At 44.3% G+C, this 20,992-nt stretch carries 12 protein-coding genes, 1 pseudogene and 1 riboswitch; of the genes and pseudogenes, 2 read left to right on the top strand and 11 right to left on the bottom strand.

The features are described from left to right. Positions 1 to 203: 203 nt before the first annotated feature. The 5 genes from JWG88_RS19625 to JWG88_RS19605 form a co-directional block, all read right to left on the bottom strand. A complete protein-coding gene (locus JWG88_RS19625) occupies positions 204 to 1,868 on the bottom strand; it encodes an FAD-dependent oxidoreductase (RefSeq protein ID WP_205235494.1) in 1,665 nt (554 codons plus the stop codon). Between the two features lie 15 nt (positions 1,869 to 1,883). Then, complete coding sequence (locus JWG88_RS19620; protein WP_205235493.1) at positions 1,884 to 4,121, bottom strand: PAS domain S-box protein; 2,238 nt, start codon at positions 4,119 to 4,121, stop codon at positions 1,884 to 1,886. Between the two features lie 241 nt (positions 4,122 to 4,362). Further along, complete coding sequence (locus tag JWG88_RS19615) at positions 4,363 to 5,301, bottom strand: DMT family transporter (RefSeq protein WP_205235492.1); 939 nt, start codon at positions 5,299 to 5,301, stop codon at positions 4,363 to 4,365. A gap of 105 nt (positions 5,302 to 5,406) precedes the next feature. Beyond that, a complete protein-coding gene (locus tag JWG88_RS19610) occupies positions 5,407 to 6,201 on the bottom strand; it encodes a methyltransferase domain-containing protein (RefSeq protein ID WP_272483295.1) in 795 nt (264 codons plus the stop codon). Between the two features lie 109 nt (positions 6,202 to 6,310). Continuing rightward, complete coding sequence (locus tag JWG88_RS19605) at positions 6,311 to 7,699, bottom strand: FAD-binding oxidoreductase (RefSeq protein WP_205235490.1); 1,389 nt, start codon at positions 7,697 to 7,699, stop codon at positions 6,311 to 6,313. 123 nt (positions 7,700 to 7,822) lie between these two features. Then, positions 7,823 to 7,897, bottom strand: a riboswitch (cyclic di-GMP riboswitch). A 1,008-nt stretch (positions 7,898 to 8,905) separates the two neighbouring features. Here JWG88_RS19605 and JWG88_RS19600 point away from each other — a divergent pair. Further along, positions 8,906 to 12,355 (top strand): hybrid sensor histidine kinase/response regulator, encoded by a 3,450-nt coding sequence (locus JWG88_RS19600; RefSeq protein ID WP_205235489.1) that lies wholly within the window; start codon positions 8,906 to 8,908, stop codon positions 12,353 to 12,355. A 1,523-nt stretch (positions 12,356 to 13,878) separates the two neighbouring features. Here JWG88_RS19600 and JWG88_RS19595 read toward each other — a convergent pair. The 6 genes and pseudogenes from JWG88_RS19595 to JWG88_RS19570 all read right to left on the bottom strand — a co-directional run bounded on the left by JWG88_RS19595 (position 13,879) and on the right by JWG88_RS19570 (position 19,882). Beyond that, a pseudogene (locus tag JWG88_RS19595) lies at positions 13,879 to 15,064 on the bottom strand (IS3 family transposase). 152 nt (positions 15,065 to 15,216) lie between these two features. Beyond that, positions 15,217 to 16,320 carry an oxidoreductase gene (locus JWG88_RS19590; RefSeq protein WP_205235488.1) on the bottom strand — a complete coding sequence of 368 codons (1,104 nt, stop codon included), beginning with the start codon at positions 16,318 to 16,320 and terminating at the stop codon, positions 15,217 to 15,219. Positions 16,321 to 16,488: 168 nt separating this feature from the next. After that, positions 16,489 to 17,169 carry a type 1 glutamine amidotransferase domain-containing protein gene (locus JWG88_RS19585; protein WP_205235487.1) on the bottom strand — a complete coding sequence of 227 codons (681 nt, stop codon included), beginning with the start codon at positions 17,167 to 17,169 and terminating at the stop codon, positions 16,489 to 16,491. A 22-nt stretch (positions 17,170 to 17,191) separates the two neighbouring features. Further along, on the bottom strand, positions 17,192 to 18,229 hold the full coding sequence (gene curA / locus JWG88_RS19580) for an NADPH-dependent curcumin/dihydrocurcumin reductase (protein ID WP_205235486.1): 1,038 nt from the start codon (positions 18,227 to 18,229) through the stop codon (positions 17,192 to 17,194). 148 nt (positions 18,230 to 18,377) lie between these two features. Then, a complete protein-coding gene (locus tag JWG88_RS19575) occupies positions 18,378 to 18,974 on the bottom strand; it encodes a TetR/AcrR family transcriptional regulator (protein ID WP_205235485.1) in 597 nt (198 codons plus the stop codon). Between the two features lie 404 nt (positions 18,975 to 19,378). Then, positions 19,379 to 19,882 (bottom strand): lactoylglutathione lyase family protein, encoded by a 504-nt coding sequence (locus JWG88_RS19570; RefSeq protein WP_205235484.1) that lies wholly within the window; start codon positions 19,880 to 19,882, stop codon positions 19,379 to 19,381. A gap of 177 nt (positions 19,883 to 20,059) precedes the next feature. Between JWG88_RS19570 and JWG88_RS19565 the strand changes: the two genes are divergently transcribed. Further along, a complete protein-coding gene (locus JWG88_RS19565) occupies positions 20,060 to 20,398 on the top strand; it encodes a winged helix-turn-helix transcriptional regulator (RefSeq protein WP_205235483.1) in 339 nt (112 codons plus the stop codon). The last annotated feature ends 594 nt before the right edge of the window (positions 20,399 to 20,992 follow it).

Raw genomic sequence — 20,992 nt, 5'->3', positions numbered from 1 at the left:
GGTAAACTTAGTCGTATAGGTTACTTCGGTCATAATCGCCTCCTTTTTCTTTTACAGAAAAAACAGAGCGTTAATAACCTTAGTATATCATTTATAAGGCTGGAATTTTGTTACGTGGAGTCATGGATAAGGTCAAGTTTGAAATTGTTGTTTTGTTGTTAGGTTTCTGTGGTTACCTTTCCTTTTTAGTTGAGAGTGGTGCCTTAGACGGTTTCCATGTATTTATGGATGAGACTGACAGCAACTGCTCCCTGCCCCACAGCAGATGCAACACGTCTGACAGCGCCATGGCGAACATCGCCTGCGGCAAAAATACCAGGGATGCTTGTTTCAAGAAAAAACGGGTCTCTTTTTAGCTTCCAGTTTTTTGGGCGACAGCCGTCAAGGAATAAATCGGATCCCGTGTAAATAAAACCTCCTTCGTCCAATTGAATGAGATCGCCAGCTATTTCTGTGCTGGGAACAGCACCAATGAAGATGAAAACGGCATCAGCCTGCACAGAAATGTTTTCTCCGCTTTTATTGTTCTTAAGAATAACCCTTTCAAGATTGTTGCCCCCTTCAACGGCCATCAATTCCGTGTTTGCGAGGGTAGTGATATTTTCAGTCTGCCTGATTTGATTGATAAGGTAGGTCGACATGCTCTTGCGAAGTGAACGATCCCGATAAACCAAGATTACTTCGCCGGCAAAGCGGGAGAGAAACATCGCCCCCTGTCCAGCGGAATTAGCTCCGCCAATGACATAGACTTTTTTCCCTTTATAATTGGCTGCTTCAGAAGTTGCGGCACCGTAATACACTGAAGTCCCGATCAACGTGTCGATTCCAGGGACATTGATCTGGCGAACCGCTACACCTGTTGAGAGAAGCAGCGCTTTGCAACTCAATTCGCTATTGTCATTCAGAGTAACAAATCGGTATGGATCTTTGATCCTCAATCCACTCACCTCCTGGGCGGTCAGGATCTCAGCACCCAGGCGCTTTGCCTGGGTGATCGCTCTGCGTGTCAAGTCAGCGCCGCTGATGCCCTTAGGAAAGCCCAGATAATTTTCAATACGTGCGCTGGTGCCGGCCTGTCCTCCTGCCGCCTCGCGCTCAATGACGAGTGTTTTAAGCCCCTCAGAAGCAGCATATACCGCCGCCGTGAGCCCGGCAGGCCCGGCTCCGACAATAATAAGATCATAAAACGGCTTTTGCGCCTTAGTGGTCATTCCTACCTTGCCGGCCAGGGTTTGCAGATCAGGATCCTCCAGGATGCTGCCGTCAGGAAAGAACAAGGTTGGCAAGCGAGCATCCTCCTTCCCTGACACTGACTCGAGGAGCTCTCTTGCCTCACTGTTTTTTTCCAAATTTATCCACAGGTAAGGAATCTGACAACGGGCGAGAAAATCCTTAACATAATGGGACTTTGCTGACCATAGTGTCCCTATCACCCTTATACCGTCATAGGGTATTGGTACACTGCCTACCCAGTCGCTCAACAAATCATCCAGGACCGGATAGAGAATTTCTTCTGGCGGATCCCAAGGTTTCATGAGGTAGTAGTCAAGATTTATAGAATTAATACCTTCTATTGCAACATCGGTGTCGGCGTATGCTGTTAACAGCACAGTTTTGGTATCCGGATATAGCTTCAACGCTTTCGCCAGGAATTCAATACCGCTCATTTGGGGCATCCTCTGGTCGACAAGAAAGAGTGCTATGGCATCATTTCTGCGTTTGAGCTCAGTGACCGCTTCCAGAGCTTCATTGCCGGAAGCGGCCTTCAGGATCCGATATTCTTTCTGATACTGAGCCTGTAAATCACGGGCGATGGCGTTGAGAACCTGCGCTTCGTCGTCTATTGCCATTATGATCGGTTTGCTCATGATCCCAACCTCCTTTTATATAGTGGATTGCTCAGATGGTTTGAAGTCTTTAGGGAGATGAATTGTAAAACAGGTGCATCCGGGTTTTGATTTGACCGTCATTTCGCCCTTATGTTTCTGTACAATGAGGTTGCGGCTGATATTCAGACCAAGCCCTGTTCCTTTGCCGGGAGGCTTGGTCGTGAAGAAGGGGTCGAAGATCTTCGATTGATGCTCAGGGGAAATTCCCGAACCATTGTCCTCGATTTCGACCACTACCCAGGGATCCTCCCATCTCACTCTGATACTCAGCACTCCTGTTCCGTCCATGGCATCGATGGCATTATCGATGAGGTTTGTCCAGACCTGGTTCAGTTCGCTTGCATATGCTTCTATTACCGGAAGGTTGTCATCATATTCCTGGATAACATCGACACCTCTCTTCAGCTTGTTGTTCAAAATGATGAGTGTGTTATCCAGTTCCTTGCGAACATCCACCGATTGCACCGGTGCCTGGTCCATATACGTATAGGTTTTAAGAGCTTTGACCAGTTTAACTATTCGCCCGGTGGCAAGTCCGATCTCGCCAACCAGGCTGTAAATGGTTATCTTAAACCCCAGCCATTTGACTATTTCGGCAAACTGTTCATCACTGAAGAATTCGCCCAGAGTTTTGAGGTCCTCCTGTCCTAAACCCACACTTACAAGAGCAGAAACAACATCCGATACCTGGCTGTCACCAAGCTCCTGAAGCCATTGTTCAAGGATATTTTCTTGCTCATTGCGGGTAAGGATATTCAGTTCAACAGGATTACGGGCACGCTCCTTGGCAACTGCATCGAGCTCAACCATCTTTTTCATCTGGTTTTCATCAAAGGGAATTAAACCCATGCGTGCCTGCACCTCCTGCAATTTGAGGAACATTTCCTGCAAATGGGCAGCACTTCTTTGTGCGGCAGCGGCAGGATTGTTCAGCTCGTGCGCCATACCTGCGCTAAGTTTACCCAATGATGCCATTTTTTCCTGCATAATCAGCTGATTATGCATTTCATTCAACCGTTTCAGCGTGTCTTCCAGTTCCCGATTCTTTTTCCTCATTTCCTCCGATTTCTCACGAAGCGCCTGCTCACTTTGCCTCAGCGCCTCTTCGGCACGTTTACGTTCTCCGATGTCTCGGATAATGCCGGTATAGTATCGTTCATCACGAACCATCCATGTCGACAAAGACAACTCAATCGGCACTTCCTGGCCGTGTTTGGTTCTCGCTGCCAGTTCAACCGTTTTTCCGATTACGTGAGCCTCCCCGGTTTTATTGAAACGCGCCATACCATTTTGGTGGTCCCCATGGAATCGCTCTGGAATGATTATTTCAAGACACTTGCCAACTACCTCTTCCTCGGAAAAACCAAGAATTCTGGTAGCTGCCTGGTTCCAACTGATTATTTCACCTTTATTATTAGCCGAGATAATGGCGTCTATAGCCGACTCTGTTACGGAACGGAATTTTTGTTCCGCCTGCTTGCGTTCTCCTATATCTCTTATAATACCGGTATAATACCGAACATCATCAAGAAACCAGGTGGCCAATGACAACTCAACTGGAAATTCGGTGCCGTCTTTACGGATGGCAGCCAGTTCAACTGTTTTTCCGATCACATGGCTTTCTCCTCCCGAACTCACTCTCTTCATCCCTTCTGCGTGTTTCTTGCGAAAACGCTCGGGGATAATGATCTCAATAGGTTTTCCAAGCACCTCCGCTTCTGTAAATCCAAACATCGCCGTAGCAGCCCGATTCCATGAAAGAATCTTACCTTCAGTGTTTCCTGAGATAATCGCATCAATTGCCGATTCCATGACCGACTGAAATTTAGCTTCAGACTCACGTAGAGCCATTCGCACCTTCGCGACTGTCACCTGTCGCTCGATTCTGGCTAGAATTTCACGCTCATCGAAGGGCTCAAGGATCATATCATCGCTGGATTTGATTACTTTTGCGCGAGCCTCGACATCTTCGATGGTAGTTGTGAATATGACTGGAATGTCTATTGTCAGCTTGTTGCTTTTCAGCTCATCAAGAAAAAAGACAGGATCAAGGCCACTGACATGGGCGCTCAGGATGATAAGATCAGGCCTTATTTCGACAATGGCCTCAAAGGCTTTTTTATCGGCTCCCACTGCGGCAATCACGTAACCGTTACTCTCTAGAATTTCTCGCAGCATATTGAATCTGTGAACATCATTCTCAAGAATACAGACCATTCCGAGGGTGGACACGGCAACCTCCATTGTCTTCATTGGCAGAAACTTTGTCAGGCTATTCAGATGTTAACGTAACTGGTGTCTGTCCATAAATTGCAATTTTCCCTTAACTTTTCGTTCTTCTCAAATTTAAATCCATGGAATATCAATTACATGCTTGCGGTTGAATTAATCGAGCGCCTCGGTTTAGAAGAAAAATCCTCATATCCGGGCAGACTCTGGATAAAAAAAAAGGAATTGCCAACGTATTTCATGATTAATTTTCTCCTTTTTGTGACAGAGGCTCTTTGGGCAGTCGTTGATGGGTGAGCGAAGGTCCGATGACAACCAGAAAGATACCTCCGAGGATCATGATCGACGAAATGCTCAATCGCAATGTTATTAACTCTGCCATAAAAATAACACCACCTAAAGCAGCAATGACAGGAACAGAAAGTTGAGCCACTGCTGCTTGAGTAGCGGTTAAATCTCGTAATGCTGTATACCAGATTGTATATCCCATCCCCGAGGTGATACCACCTGAGATGACGGCCAGGGCTGCACCTTGGACCGTAAAGTGGAAGTTACGGTAGGTAATGATTACAAGAATTATGACCAGCGGTAGTGTGCGCAAAAAATTATAGGCAGTATCTGCAAGCGGGTTTAAAGAGCCTCGCCCTTTAAGGGTGTATACACCCCAGGCGCTGCCCGCAGTTGCCATAAGCAGGAAGCCGGGCGCGGATGGTGTTGAAATACTCGGCAGTACAAGATACACCAATCCCATACAAGCAAAGGCTACACCGAACCATTCAATAATTTGCAACCTGTTACCTTTCACTATCGATAAACAGATCATCGAAATCTGCACAGCACCAAATAAAATAAGAGCTCCGGTTCCCGTATCCAAATCAATGTAGGCATACGAGAATGTTACTGCATAAGTAAACAACATGAAGCTGGCGAACCAGCTCCCCTTGCTGGTTTGTGGGAGATGACTGGTACGAAGGAGAATGATGAGACAGAGGACGACAGCTCCTGCTATCAGACGAATGCTCGTAAATGCTGCGGCATCAATAATCCCGGTACCCAGAGCAAATCGACACAGGACAGAATTTGCGGCGAAGGCAACAAGTGCGCTCACAGTTATCAGGAAAACTTTAATACCAGTTTTTCGTGAAGGGGTACTGGCAAGCTCAGTTTTAAGCTGTGAAATCATATGAAAACATATTGTTATGGTGAGTTTTCGCCGATCGCCCAGCAACCTGGGAGATAAAGAGAACCAAAGCCTTTTTAAAAAATAAGGCCGGGTGATCGGATCTTTTTATCTCAACGCCCTGAAGTTAATGCCAAGTGTCCCGAAATTAGCAGCACTGCCCGCCTGCGGCGCACCTCTAAAGACATCTTTGCGCCAAGTGATAGCAAAATCTTTGAATCCGCTGGACTGGACCAGTGCTTCGAGCTCTTCTTCCAGAAGAGCACCGGCTATTCAGCCGGTCCATAAATCAATCTTTTGTTTTGCACTTTCAGGGACCTCTTTCTGAACAATGATATCGGCAATCTGCAAACGCCCATTTGGTTTGAGTACACGATACATCTCTTGCATGACGCGCTTCTTATCGGGGGTAAGATTGATAACGCCATTGGAGATAATTACATCTGCCCAGCGGTCAGCAATAGGCAGTTCTTCGATGACACCGTGTTCAAATTGCAGCTGAGAATAGCCTACTGCTTGCTGAGCTTTGCGGGCTTTTTCCAGCATTGCTTCAGTCATATCCACACCTATTACATGGCCAGTTGGTCCAACCATTTTTGCAGCGATAAAGCTGTCGATACCAGCCCCGCATCCAATGTCAACCACTGATTCTCCGGGCAAAATTGCTCCTATTGAAAAAGGGTTTCCTGTTCCGGCGAAAGATTCGATTACTGACCCAGGAATTCCCTCAAGCCATTCGGGTGCGTATTCAACAATTTCTGCCAGATGTCTTCCTGTGTGAAAATGAAATCCTTTGTCAGGAGTTAGAGCCACTGCCTCATATTCTCGGCTGATAGCATGACGCAAATCCTTCGTGTGGATTCGGAAATGTGTTTTCTCTTCGGGTATAGTTTCAACTTTCATGTTGTTGATTTCTCCTCGCTGTCCTAAACTTTAACGAACCAGACACCGCAAGTTCCAGGATTCTTGCGATTTCCTGGCAGACGGCTGTCTGGGGACCCGCAAATCACAGTTAGACAGACGGTTTTATATTCTGATTGAGACGAAACATGTTGGTCGGGTCATATTTGTTTTTCAACTGTACCAGTTTTTTCCAGACCGACTCGGTGTAAGCATCTTTTACTCGTTCTTCACCTTCCTCACTCAGGAAATTGACGTAGACCCCTTGTGAAAATGGTTCTGTTGCTTTGTGAAATCCTCTTCCCCACGCCAGGCATGCCTCATCGTCGCTTTCATTTCGCCAACGTGTATGAATGTTCAGTACAAAGGGAGTTGAACGATGTGCGAACGCTGTCGCTTCCGCGTCAATACGGCTTGGAGCCCCCTCCATATGCGGAATGAAGGCCTCACATTCATCACTTGGGAGGGTTTCGGCGAAAGACAGAATCTGGTCAATACACTCATCCGACAGGTCCTTGAGATGATGCGATTTCCAATAGTTCCTGGCTCCGTGGGTTACCAGAGCATCAAAGCCAGTCTGCCACGCAGCCCATGGTGTCATGCCGAAATGCTCTCCATGTGATGCGCAGACATCCTGTATGGGTTTGATACGTTTTTCACCTTCCGCTTGATTCCCCAACCAGACAAAAGGTACAATTACAACCAGCTTACCGTGGACTTCTTCGGGAAGGAAAGGTAAAGGAGGAGCTTTTCGAACTACCATCCACACGGTCATTTCGTCAGGCAAATTGCGAACATAGTCTCGATGGAAACGGATATATTCCTTGGCGTCATCGAACTTTTTAACGATTAGTCCTGAAAAGACTTCGTTGCCAATAGGTGCACAATTAAATGTGAAAGAAGTTGCAATGCCAAAATTCCCGCCACCACCGCGGATTCCCCAGAACAGGTCTACATTTTCATTTTCACTGACCGTGAGCAATTCGCCGTCCGCGGTAACAACTTCGGCCGAGATCAGGTTGTCTATTGAGAAGCCGTATTTTCTGCTTAGCCAGCCAAAGCCTCCTCCCAGGGTTAACCCGCCAACCCCTGTATGAGAAACGATGCCGGCAGAGATAGCAAGACCATACAATTGCGTTTCCCGGTCTACATCGGCGAGCAGTGCACCACCATCGACCCGTACCGTTTTCTTGTTTCTATCTACATTTACTCTGCGCATCAATGAAAGATCAATGATGATACCGTCATCACAGGTAGCGTTCCCTGCAGAATTGTGTCCGCCCCCACGTACCGCGGTAAGCAGATTATTCTTCCTGGCGAAGGATACCGCGCTAATGACGTCACTGGTTGTTTGGCAGCGAGCGATTATCGCTGGATGTTTGTCAAACATACCGTTCCATACTTTCCGTGCCTCATCATATTCATCATCGGCACTGGTTATGATCTTTCCCTGGAAGTTTTCTCGAAACGAATCGATCGTTTCAATTGATAGAGATGACATTTTTCATCCTCCCGTACCTTGAAAACAGCAATCCATGCTAGCTGTCGTGGAATGTGGTAAATAGTTCAACTGGAGACGTGATGAGCCAAACTGGTAAATACAAAAAGCCGGATTGCCTCTATTGATGGCAACCCGGCTTTCTCGTTAAGATCCGTGGCTTTCCGTCCCTGTTTTTCAGCAGGTTTGGCTTTGATACATCATTGTGGTAGACCGACCACACTACATTCAGCAAAAATATGTCACAATGTGGCACCTGTCAAGGTTTTGGAGAAAAACAATAAAGACATCTGCAAGTGCTGGGAAGATGCAACTATTAACAAGTTCATAAATTAACGAACATATGGCATATTCCGTCCAAGAATGCCTTCGACGAAAGAAAAATTCATCTAAAGCGCTTGAAGCAATTCCCACCAGTGGTTTTAAGCATGTTGAGGCAGGTGAGAGTCCTGAGGTGGTTATCAAAGTTTTTGGGAGCACCAGGCGTATATATGAATGGGGAAGGAACCCTTGATGCTCTTCGCAGCAGAACCGCAAGCGGCCGGCCATCTAAGTTGCAAGGCAAGGATTTTCAGAAGATACAACTGATTGTTGTTGGTAAAGCCCCCCGGCAACTGAAATTTGAGTTTGCCCAGTGGACACGTGCAAAGATCTGGTTTTAGCATCTCTCTTACCTCCGCACCTAGGTTTATATGAAACGCAAGAGATTAAGTCGGTTTAAAAGGTAGTTAGCACCATCTCCAATACATAAAAAGAATAGTGGGGCATAAATATGATGAGAGTGTTGAACTGGCAATCCTAAACCTTGTTAGCCACAAGGGTCTTAACGTCGTTCCTGACAGAATAGAACTGTTTATTTTAATGGAATTGTTCATAAATGGAGTAATTGTAAATTATAGCTTACCAAAGATAGGTTATGGTCTCCAATTTCTTTATTTGTTTTTAGCCATTTGCCAATAATAATAGTTTTGTCTGGTAATAGGTACCTTAGCTCCCCATTTATCTAAAATCCTTTGAGGTTACAACCGGCACGTTAATAATAATCTGCCGCTAATGGATACTATCAACAATTCGCCTTAGTAGATAACTTCAGGATGTAAGCTTAAGTGTTTGTTTTCTAAAGGATGCCTGTGCTATACTCCAACCATTAACGAGAGCACAAATACTGCAAGTACTCGAAAAAATGAAAATGCCTCAAAGGAGTAAAGAATGAGTTCCGATGGTCATTATTTAAAAGATGAACTCTACAATTTGATTAAGACTGATTCTTCTATTTTCGAATTCTTGCAAAAAGGATCGTTGGATGGCATTTGGTATTGGGATCTGGAGGAGCCTGATAACGAATGGATGAGCCCTCAATTCTGGAAGACATTGGGGTATGATCCGCAGGAAAAAAAGCATTTTGCATCTGAATGGCAAGAATTAATCAATCAAGACGATTTAAATACTGCTATAGCAAACTTTCAGAGGCATTGTGATGATCCCAACCACCCTTATGATCAGGTTGTTCGATATCAACACAAGAACGGGTCAACCATATGGGTTCGCTGCCGAGGAATAGCCATTAGGAATGAGAGTGGCAAGCCTGTCCGCATGCTTGGAGCTCACAATGAACTGACACAATTAAAAAAGGCCGAAGAGGAAGTGCGGGAGAACGAGAAACGCTATCGATCTCATTTTCTGCATTTTCCAGTGCCAATTTTTGTCTGGAAACATCAGGATGGGAAATTTGTCCTTTCCGACTACAACGAAGAAGCTGAAACCATCACAGATGGTGAAGCAGCTAAAATCATAGGTATTACTGCTGACCAGCTTTACAATGATGAAAACTCATCACACCTCATTGACACGCTTCTGGACTGCTTCCATCAAAAGCGAACAATCCGTAAAGAATTCAAGTACAGGTTGAAGACAACTGGAGAGGTAAAATCGATCAATGGTACCTGGATTTTCGTTAGTCCTGATACAGTTATGCTGCATACGGAGGATATCACCGATCGCAAGCGGATTGAAGAAGGGCTGGGGGAGTCTAAGACATTTCTGGAGAACATTACTGATATCGCTTATTTGGCGGACGATAAAGGGAATGTTCTCTGGGTAAATCGGGCAGCCGAGCGGGTAACTGGACTTCCTCCAGAAGCAATAATAGATAAACCATTCCTTCCTCTTTTTATGGAAAGGGATCACACCTCCCTGATGGATGTATACAAAAGAACATTGAAGGGAGAATCACTCGAAAGCACACTGACGTTTAAATCTGGTGTCATTTGTCATTTTAGCAGTTTGCCTAAGTACAATAAGAAAGGAGAAATCGTCGGAACTTTCGGTGTGGCAAGGAATATCTCCGAATGGCACGCTGCCGAACGTGCACTCCAAACAAGCGAAGCCCGTCTGAAAAGAGCACAAACAATGGCTAAAGTCGGCAACTGGGAATATGACATTGTCACAGGAAGAGTCTGGGCATCGGAAGAGGCATTCAGCATTTATGGCATTGAGCGAACATCTGAATTTCTTCCTCTCGATGAAGTTGAAAATTATATCGTTGATGCAAAGAGAGTTAAACAGGCCCTTGTGGACTTGCTAGCCCAAAACAAGACCTATAACATTGAATTTCAAGTCAACCCGAAAAATGGAAAAGAATTGATACATGTTCATTCAGCAGCCGAACTAATTTATGATAATGACGGTAATCCTGTGAAGGTGGCTGGTGTAATCCAGGACATCACGGAAGCCAAGCAAGCTGAGGAAATTTTGCATAAAAGCCATGAGATGCTTAAACGCACCGAGGCCATGGCCAGTATCGGCAGTTGGGAATGGGATGTTCAGCATGACCGGGCGTCCTGGTCAGAAGAGTTGTTTCGTATATTCGGATTGGATCCCGCAGAGGGTGCCCCCTCCTTTGCGGATCAATCAGAGCTCTATGCTAAAGGAGACATACAACGTTTAAGTGATGCTGTTGAGATTTGCGTTAAGCAAGGGAGGTCATATGAAATTGAGGTACGAGCCGTTCGAACTGATGGTGAAATAAGGCATTGCATTTCCAGGGGACAACCACAATATGATGAAAATGGAAAGGTCTTCCGGATCGCCGGATCTTTCCAGGATATCACGAAACGCAAGCAAACTGAGTTAGCCCTCAAAGAGAGTGAGGAGCGTTTCAAGGCACTTCATAATGCTTCTTTTGGAGGCATTGCCATCCATGAACAAGGCCTCATCCTGGAGTGTAATAAGGGTTTGTCTGAAATTACAGGCTATGGGTACGAAGAATTGATCGGTATGGATGGTTTACAACTCATTTCTGACGATACCCGTGATATGGTGATCCAGTACATCAAGACCGGCTATGAAAAGCCGTATGAAGCTAAAGGTGTTCGCAAAAATGGTGAGATCTATCCTCTTCGACTTCAGGCCAGGAATATTCCCTTCAAAGGCAATAATGTCAGAGTCGTCGAGTTCAGGGACATCAGCGAGAACAAGCGCACAGAGAAAGAAAGAGAAGAACTCGAGGGAAAGCTGAGACAAGCCCAGAAGATGGAGGCTGTTGGCCGTCTGGCTGGAGGCGTGGCCCACGATTTTAATAACATGCTTAGCGTAATTATCGGCCATGCTGATATGGCCATGGAGGATATGGACTCCTCCGAACCAGTGTACGACAGATTGAAGGAGATTAAGAAAGCTGGTGAACGTTCTTCAGACTTGACTCGACAACTTCTGGGGTTTGCACGTAAACAGACCGTCTCCCCCAAAGTGCTCGACCTCAATAAGACTGTAAAGAGTATGACCAGTATGCTGCATCGCCTCATAGGAGAAGATATTGATCTGGCCTGGTTGCCCGGCGATAACGTCTGGCCGGTAAAAGTTGATCCCAGTCAGATCGACCAGATCCTGGCCAACCTCTGTGTCAATGCCCGGGATGCCATTGCGGATGTGGGCAAAGTCACCATCGAAACCGGCAATACCTCGTTCGACGAGACCTACTGTAGCGATCATCCTGGATTCAATCCTGGTGAATACGTACTTCTGGCCGTTAGTGACGGCGGCTGCGGAATGGACTCCGAGACATTGGACAATATCTTCGAACCGTTTTTCACAACCAAGGAATCTGGGAGGGGCACAGGTCTGGGGTTGGCCACGGTATATGGCGTGGTCAAGCAAAACGAAGGTTTTATTCGAGTTTATAGTGAGCCGGGCGAGGGGACGACCTTTAATATCTATCTCCCACGATATCGGTCCAAAACAGAAGCTCTCCCGGATAAGGTTAAGGACCTCCCTACCGAATTAGGTTACGAAACGATCTTACTGGTTGAAGACGAAATTGCAATTTTAAGGATGACGGCACAGATGCTTCAAAGACAGGGGTATAAGGTTATTACGGCTAGGACACCGGGAGAGGCTATTTGCCTGTCACTTGAGCATGCTGGCGACATCCATCTTCTTGTGACTGATGTAGTTATGCCTGAAATGAACGGTCGGGATCTGGCCAAAAACATCCTCTCTATTTACCCAAATCTGAACCGTCTATTCATGTCTGGGTATACTGCGAATGTCATTGCCCACCACGGCATTCTGGATGAAGGTATAAACTTTATTCAAAAACCATTTTCGAGGGAACAGCTTGGGAGAAAGGTACGAGAGGTGCTGGATAAGGGTAAAGGTTAGAGCTGTGAGGGACTCACTTTATTCATGATTTCGGCATTTCTAGATTTTTCCTAAATACCAATTTGCTAATTGGATAGACCAATTAGCAGCAATGATCATATAATCTGAGATGAAAGGTTTCACCTTCCAATTTAAAATGGATGATGGAATTTCTTCATGAAGGTTTTTCTGAGAGGGTAGGCTCGATTATTTAAATGGAATTGTTTAGAAATGGAGTAACTGGAAAGAAGAGCTTACCAAAGAGAATGTATAGGTTCCCCATGCTGCACGGCGAGGACCTGCACCTGTTTTAAATTGCTGGTGAATTCATACCAACAACCACTTACAAAGCGTAAATGGACTCCTCTAAATTAACAACTCCATTTCAATTGACAGTCGCCAATGACATCCGAGGCATAAAGAATCGGCAGAGATTATCTCAATGCTTGTAAAACGAGGGGAAATAGTTGAGGACGATTCAAAAAAAACAGCTTTTTTTGCCCAAAAAGATGGTTCCGCATGGGCATGACTGCAACGATCTATGAATGCTAAAATATTGATCCTCGCAAAACAAACTGGGTGATTGCCAACATTCCGATGCTCCCAATTGCCACAATCAAAACTACCAAAATTATACGCCATAGCTCCAAATTATTACCCTTTTCCTATCTCAATGTTCCCTTTACACTAAATCGATATGGTATTGTGATTTATTAAGCATAATAGTCTAATGGCATAGGCATTGCGAATGAACTTTCTGGTACAATGAGAAAGAAATGAGATCACCTTCGCATATCCCTTCTCAAATCCCTTCAGTTGCAACTGTAGCAGGAGGTGCTTTAGGACTTGCGGGTTTACGGAAATCTAAAAAACAAATAACCAGTTAGAAAATACTCCACCATGCATTTGAGATTACCAAAAGCAAGTATTTTTGATAAGTTTTTGAGAGTGGTTGGTAAAAAAAGAGTAGTATATTTTCCTGCACTGTCTCATGCAGAGCACTGCCAATTAATTGGGAAAAAAGAGAACTTTCTTAGGGCACTTTTTAGACCAAAAAGTAAAGAGATAAAGGAAGACGCTTTGCATGTTTTTTCAAATGAAGATCTGTGTTGAGTCTTCAAGGAAGTCGCTCTCTATGAATACTGATACTCAAGGCTAATTGACATACCTTATGAGCTCTGATATAAAAATGGTAGGTAATTGAAATGTTGATCATATGTTGATCAGTATAAACTCAACATACTGGAAATATTAAGTTTTTAATGATGAGGCGCCGATTCGACTCCCGCCGCCTCCACCAGTTAAATGTAGTAAAATCAAATAGTTACTAGTGTAAATTCCGGTCGGTAAACGGTCGGTAAGTCCCGCAAGGGGTGATCTTCTTGGTCACCCCTTTTCTTGTTTTTTGCGATCTCAAAATATTCATCTGCCAAATTCATTCATTTAGGACATTACAAGAGTCAGCTATGATGTCGGCTTAAACACTGTAGGCTTAATCATAAATTTGATACTACTGATCTTGCCACAGTAAAATGGAATTTCAGTTAAGCCACTTTTCTTTGTTCCCACCATTCAGTTTCATAATCAGCCGGAGATTTGGTAACCGTTCGTTGAATGCTTTCTTTGACGATTGTAATAAATCTCTATGTACTGAAAAAGAATCCGCTCAGCTTCCCCTATGGTTTTAAACTGACAGTGATGAATCAGTTGGGTCTTGATCGTATGAAAGAAAGACTCAGCTACTGCATTATCCCAGCAATTACCTTTACGGCTCATGCTCTGGATAAGACCGTTTCTCTTCAGCTCCTGTTTAAAATCAGCGCTTGCATACTGAATACCACGATCACTGTGGACAAGCAGGCCTTCACCTGGCCAGCGGTTAATCACTGCTTTTTTCAAGGCTCTTATTGCTGAGTGTCGCTCAAGTGATGAACTCAGATCCCAGCCAACCACAATCCTGGAGAACAGGTCTATGAATACTGTGAGGTAATGCCATCTTCTGCCAATTTTCAGGTACGTTATATCAGTTACCCAGGCTTGATCTGGTGCTGTTGTTGTGAAATTCTGTTTGAGCAGGTTGGGCGCGACGGGCTCATTGTGTTTGGAATCAGTTGTCACAACAAACTTCTTTACCGTTTTGCAGCGGAGCCCCATCTGCTTCACGAGCCGTGCTACCCGCTGCCTACTGACATTAGAGTAGTCAGGGAAATCACGTAAATCTGCAGCAATCATAGGACTACCAGCCATACCCTTATGTTTAGCAAACAGATCTCGTATAATCTTTTGAAGATTCTGCTTCTCGGTTTTCCTTTTAGATATCGGTTTTCTGAACCAGCGATAATATCACGCTCTGTGAAACATCGATCACCTGACACATCTTCTTCACCGTAAATTCAGAGCGATTTTCTTCTATAAACTTGTATTTGATTTCGGTGCTTTGCTGAAGGTGGCCATGGCCTTTTTTAGAATATCTCTTTCCATCCTGGTATCTTGCAGTTCTTTTTCAAGATCGCGGATTCTTCTTTCTTGTTCAGTTAATGATTCTTTGCCATGTCCAGGAAAGGCCAAATTCTCACGAGATCTATATTCTCTTCTCCATCTGTAGAGGAGATCTTTGGATATCCCTAAATTCTCTGCTACTTCAGTTACTGTTCTCCCTTCCTCTTCAGAAAGAAGAACTGCGTTTCTCTTAAAGTCAGGATCGTATTTCCGTCGTTGTTGAACACTCATATTATTCCTCCTGTTATTTTCATAACAGTGGCTTAACTTCGTGTCCATTCCTCTGTAGCAGGATCATTATGGCCAGATTGATAATTGAACCACATAATAAAAGGCCGCCACTTTCATAAAGTGATGTGGTCAAGTAAGCAGCAAACAATTTTTTACTCCTTACTCTTTTTTTCAACGGCACAGTGTAAAGCTTCTTTCGTGGATAAAGTTGAGAAACATTTATTGCAAGAAATACATGCCGCCTTTGTCCTGTCTCCGCCTGCCCATCTGCTGATAAGGTTTGGCTCCCTTATGAGAGGACGTGAAAGGGCAACGTAGTCGGCAAGCCCTGAAGCCACGACATCTTGCACAACGTTAAATGACAGAAATCCTCCAACAAGAATAAGAGGAATACCTATCTCTTTTTTGAAGGTTTCGGCAGCCTCTCTGTAATAAACTTCCCGTCCTTCTGACTTTGAGGTGCCGACCCTGGATGGAATGAGCATCCCAGATTCAAAGGTCCCACCACTCATTTCGATGGCGTCCACCCCACAATCTTCAAGCATATGGGCCACCTTGATGGTTTCTTTAACGGTAATTCCGTTTTCAATAAAATCCTCCGAATTGATTTTGACCATTACCGGGTATGACGTGCCAACCCGTTGCCTGATTTCATTGTACACTTGGAGAAGAAGTCTTGCCCGATTCTCAAGATTTCCACCGTAACTGTCACTTCTTTTATTATAATGTGGAGACAGAAACTGACTTAGTAAATAGCCGTGCGCTGCATGGATCTGAATCCCGTCAAATCCTGATTTTACAGCTCTTTCAGCTGCATCACCAAAAGCGATTACCGTTCTTTTGATGTCGTCAACTGTCATTGCGGAAGCTTTTTTAACACCAGCTTCAAGTACATCTGAAGGTCCAAGAGCTGCATAATCATTTGTTCCTATGCCATTTTTTCCGGCATGGGCAAGCTGCACGGCAATAACTCCGCCATTTTCGTGAACGATCGACGTAATCCGTCTTAGGCCGTCAACCATTGCATCAGAATAGATGCCCATCTGCCCTGGACCTGCTTGTCCTTCCCTTGTAACGTGAGCGTGACCAGTAATGATAAGGCCGACCTCACCACGGCTGAGTTGCTCCATATAGCCACATAGCTGATCTTGCACCGTTCCGTCCAGTCCCGCCATTGCTTCATAGGTTGCAGATCTTACAAAACGGTTTTTTAACTTCATTCCGTTGAGTTCTGTTGTTTCAAAGAGTCCTGTCATTTTTTTCCTTTTATAAAATATAGTTGCCTGGGGTTTGCAAAGTTAACTTCAATCAAAGTGAAGACCTCTTAAGGTCAGTTAATGTTCCAAGATATTTTTGAAACGACACATTAAGGAGGAAGTCATGGTGACCATATCCTCCTTATTAATAGCTCCACGGTAAAACTGTTAACGGCTGAGAAGTTCAACAATGCCTAAAGCAGCAGCTTCTGAGGATGCCGGGTTCTGGCCAGTTACCAGGTTTTCGTCAATCACCACATAATTCCCCCAATCTTCACCTTTGCAGTACACTCCCTCATTTTGTTTGAGCATATCTTCCACTAGAAAAGGAACAACGTTGGTCAGCTGAACAGCTTCTTCTTCAGTATTGCTGAACCCGGTTACTTTTTTCCCTTTAACTAAATGTTCTTTTTGGGCATTTTTAGCATGGCGTAGAACTCCGGGGGCATGACAGACAAGTCCCAGCGGTTTGCCTTTCTGGTGAAACTCCTCAATCAGAGAAATAGAATGCTTATCTTCAGCCAAATCCCAAAGCGGCCCGTGACCACCAGGGTAAAAAACGGCATCAAAATCTTCTGACTTGATCGAATCTAAACGGAGGGTGTTGGCAAGAGCCTTTTGGGCCTGCTCATCTTTTCGAAAACGAGCTGTAGCCGCTGTCTGGAAGTCAGGCTCATCACTTTTGGGGTCGAGCGGGGGCTGTCCTCCTTGCGGGGATGCCAATGTAACTTCAAAAGACTGGTCTTTAAAGACGAAGTATGGTGAAGCAAATTCTTCTAACCAGAAACCGGTCTTTAAACCTGTATCGCCCAGTTTATCATGTGATGTAAGAACCATTAAAATTTTCATCAATTCACCTATAGTATTTTTTTTACAGCTCGTTATTTACTTTGATCACAAGTTTGCCAAAATTTTTACCTTCCAGTAGGCCCATAAATGCTTGCGGAGCACTCTCTAAGCCTTCAACAATCTGTTCCCGGTAGTGTATTTTCCCGGTTCCCAGCATTTCTGTCATGTCTCGTGCGAATTCATCGTAGCGATGACCATAATCGTCAAAGATGATAAAACCCTGCACTTTGATGCGTTTGACTAAAATTGTCCCCATGAGAAGTGATAAACGATCAGGGCCATCCGGGAGCTTGGTTGCATTATATCTTGAGACAAGGCCGCAGACTGGAATTCTTGCACCGACATTCAGCAATGGTAAAACCCCATCAAATACTTTTCCGCCAACATTCTCATAATAGATGTCAATGCCATCAGGGCAAGCCTGTTTAAGCATATCGGCAAAATCTGGATCTTTGTGATCAAGACACTCGTCAAAACCAAGCGTTTCTTTGGCATAGCGGCATTTTTCAGGCCCACCGGCAACGCCGACCGCACGACAACCTTTTAACTTGCCTATCTGTCCGACAGTTGCACCAACCGGACCAGTCGCTGCAGCTACCACCAGGGTGTCACCTGGCTTTGGTTTACCAATGTCTAACAACCCCATATAAGCTGTAAACCCAGGCATTCCCAAAATTCCTAGAGCAAACGATGGCTTTTCTGGATTTTTACCCAACTTAGTGAGATCAGAACCATCCGACACTGAATAGAGCTGCCAACCGCTGTAGGCCAAAACCCATTCGCCTCTCTCAAAATTGGGGTTTCGGGAATCTTCAATTTGACAGACAGTAGCACCAACCATTACGGAATTGACATCTACAGGCGGAGCGTAAGATGGCGCATCACTCATCCGGCCGCGCATATAAGGATCAAGTGATAGGTAGATACTCCGCAACAAGACCTCTCCTTCTCCCGTCATTGGTATTGCAATTTCTTCTAACCGAAAATTGTCTTGAGATGGTGCACCTTTCGGGCGGGAAGCAAGCACAATCCGTCGATTTATATTTTCATTTTGTCCCATAGTCTTTTCACCTTTTTGAAATTGTATATTTTTGTATGAGGTAGTCGGTATTATCAATTGGTTTAATTCATTGCCTCGCCTTAATAGTCGACCAGTCGTCTAGTGAGACTCGCAAAGATAATCCACCAAAAAGATTGTTGGCTACGATTTATGTCACTGTATTGTTATTCAAAATTGATGTGGTTATTCGCATGGCCTGTTGCAGACCATCTGCGTTACGCTGCAATTTGCTCATCAGCGTTGCCCCTAGCCACATGTTATAGAGAAAATCAGCAGTTACGGCTGAATTGCTCTTTACTATTGAGCCATCATCCATGCCTGCTTCAATGCACTGTGCTATTCTTTGAACGACTTGAGAAGACCCGTTCAGCAAAGCGACACGCATCGGTTCAGAAAGATCCGCCACCTCGGCACTCAATTTGACAACCAAACACTTTTGATCAACACATGAATCAGATTGCGTTTCAATCCAGCGTTGCCAATATTCCATCAGACGATTGTAAGCAGAACTGCCTCGTAGTTGAAAAATATTATCAAGAGCAACAAGATATTCTCTGAAGTAATTACTAATAATTTCTTCACCAAACTGTTCTTTAGACTTAAAATAATAGTAAAAAGAACCCTTAGGTACTCCTGCAGATTGGAGAATTTCTGTCAATCCCACGCTAGAGAAACCTTTGCTTACAATGAGCTTATAGCCGGTATCTAAAATGTGCTGACGAGTTTCTTTGGTATCTTTCTTCATGGAAAATACTGTAACACCTAATAGACCGGTCGTCTATGGATGTTTGATAATTATCTTATGAAAACACATCCACCCATTTGTTATGGATGCAATTCAGGGCGGTTAAAGGGTTCATTTTATTTTTCTAAAAACTGAAAGTCGACCTTTACACATGGTATCCTATTGAATTTTTCCTGCAATCAGTACTGATTGCAAGAAAAAATACCTTATGGCAAAACTGAATATGCCTTAATATAAACAAGTTCAGCTTGTTCCTGGTATGAACCATCAGAGCCCTCAGCTACCAATACTATTTTGTTATTAGTACGGGCTCCCATAATCTTTCAAAGTCGATATACATTATCACTCTCTACTACTACTGTTTTTAAGACGAAGGTCGGTTGCCACGCTGATGGCTGTAAAAGTTACAGCTTGTCTTGATATGCTCCTGCAGAGTAGGTCAACTCATAGCTGTGGGAGTAAATCTCGATAAGATTCCCGAATGGATCTTCACAGTAAACCATTCGATATGGTTTTTCCCCTGGGTAGTACTCTCTTACCGGCATTCTCTGTTTGCCGCCATTTTTTACAATTTTAGCAGCCAGTCCTTCAACGTCAGGATCCTGCACACAGAAGTGAAATACACCAGTTTTCCAATATTCAAAGTTGTTTTCACGTTGTTCTGCGTTTTTAAATTCAAAAATTTCAACGCCGATTTTGTCGCCTGTTGAAAGGTGGGCAATCTTAAAGCTTCCCCAGCCTTTACCGAAAACGTCATCGCACATTATCCCAATTGCAGAGTCATCTGATGCTATCTCAGTTGGTGGCATAATTACGTACCAACCGAGTACCTTGGTGTAGAATTCTACCGCTTTGTCAAGGTCAGTCACAGATAATCCGATATGAGAAAAAGTTCTTGGATATGTCATTTTAGTGCTCCTATATATTTTATTGTTGTTCAGATGTTATCGTTGGTACAGTGACACTATAGCAATAGGAAATAGAGTAACAAGAAGGCACTATTTTGTTCGACACGAACCAATTGGTTTGAATTGTCTGAATTAGCCGGTTCTATGATCAATTTTTTTTGAGGGTTACACGATATTATGATTAGCTGGAACGAAAAGCAATACCACTGCCCGGTTGAAGTTTCCATGGCTCTATTGAGTGGAAAATGGAAGTGCCTGATGCTTTGGCATCTAAATGAAGGGACTAAACGTTACAACGAGTTGGAGAGAATAGTGCCGGGAGTCAGTCAGAAAATGCTGACTCAACAATTAAAAGAGTTGGAAAAAGACGGACTGATATTACGAACTGTATATCCGGAAGTACCACCACGGGTTGAATATAGCTTGACCGAACTTGGTCAAAGCGCATTTCCTATTTTAGAGATGATGCACTCATGGGCTGTCAAACAGTTGGGGTTTATCGATCCAGAAGCATAGGTTCGTAGGGGAAACATTAAAGGGTAGCAGATATCCTCACATTGAGATTTTTCCTGTGAGGGTAGGATCGGCTAAACAGAGAATTGATCAGAAATGGAGCAACTCGAAACTTTAGATTACCAAAGATCACCTTGTGTAACGGAAATAGAGCTCCAGTTTTAGGTGTCTACTGTTAGTGGTAAAAAGAAACCGGAGTGTTATACAACAGCGCGAACCATAGTAGTATCTCTCTTCTTCCCATACCACGCCCCCTCATGGAATATTCTTTTGCCAGGATGGGTCCCCTTTTTTGGCCTTGGGCAGAAGCAAGCGGCGACATACCTGCGGGGAGGATAGCGCCTGCAGGGCATCGATACCACCGTGACCATCACCATAGATTCCGACAAAACCGTCGGGGCGATCTTCTCCGCGCAGGGCGATATTTCCATCCCTGAACCTTTATAGAGTAGAACCAGAAAAAGAAACAAATCAAGATTTTAAGAAGGTCTCTGTAAGATAGATATTTTAAGTTTTTTCCCAACAATCACATTGAAAGGGACACAAACACCCGGCGGCTTTTCCGTAGTTTATTGTCTCCTTGAAATGTTTTTCCTA

Origin of the sequence: Desulfopila inferna, from assembly GCF_016919005.1 — a bacterium.
In the GTDB taxonomy this organism is placed as follows: Bacteria; Desulfobacterota; Desulfobulbia; order Desulfobulbales; family Desulfocapsaceae; genus Desulfopila_A; species Desulfopila_A inferna.
The sequence above is the reverse complement of the archived record's forward strand: the minus strand, read 5'-3'. Positions and strand labels throughout refer to the sequence as shown.

Excerpts from the sequence above, each read along its gene's own strand:
- JWG88_RS19625 (WP_205235494.1), bottom strand. The coding sequence starts at position 1,868 with ATGAGCAAACCGATCATAATGGCAATAGACGACGAAGCGCAGGTTCTC.
- JWG88_RS19615 (WP_205235492.1), bottom strand. The coding sequence starts at position 5,301 with ATGATTTCACAGCTTAAAACTGAGCTTGCCAGTACCCCTTCACGAAAA.
- JWG88_RS19605 (WP_205235490.1), bottom strand. The coding sequence starts at position 7,699 with ATGTCATCTCTATCAATTGAAACGATCGATTCGTTTCGAGAAAACTTC.
- JWG88_RS19600 (WP_205235489.1), top strand. The coding sequence starts at position 8,906 with ATGAGTTCCGATGGTCATTATTTAAAAGATGAACTCTACAATTTGATT.
- JWG88_RS19590 (WP_205235488.1), bottom strand. The coding sequence starts at position 16,320 with ATGACAGGACTCTTTGAAACAACAGAACTCAACGGAATGAAGTTAAAA.
- JWG88_RS19585 (WP_205235487.1), bottom strand. The coding sequence starts at position 17,169 with ATGAAAATTTTAATGGTTCTTACATCACATGATAAACTGGGCGATACA.
- curA (WP_205235486.1), bottom strand. The coding sequence starts at position 18,229 with ATGGGACAAAATGAAAATATAAATCGACGGATTGTGCTTGCTTCCCGC.
- JWG88_RS19575 (WP_205235485.1), bottom strand. The coding sequence starts at position 18,974 with ATGAAGAAAGATACCAAAGAAACTCGTCAGCACATTTTAGATACCGGC.
- JWG88_RS19570 (WP_205235484.1), bottom strand. The coding sequence starts at position 19,882 with ATGACATATCCAAGAACTTTTTCTCATATCGGATTATCTGTGACTGAC.
- JWG88_RS19565 (WP_205235483.1), top strand. The coding sequence starts at position 20,060 with ATGATTAGCTGGAACGAAAAGCAATACCACTGCCCGGTTGAAGTTTCC.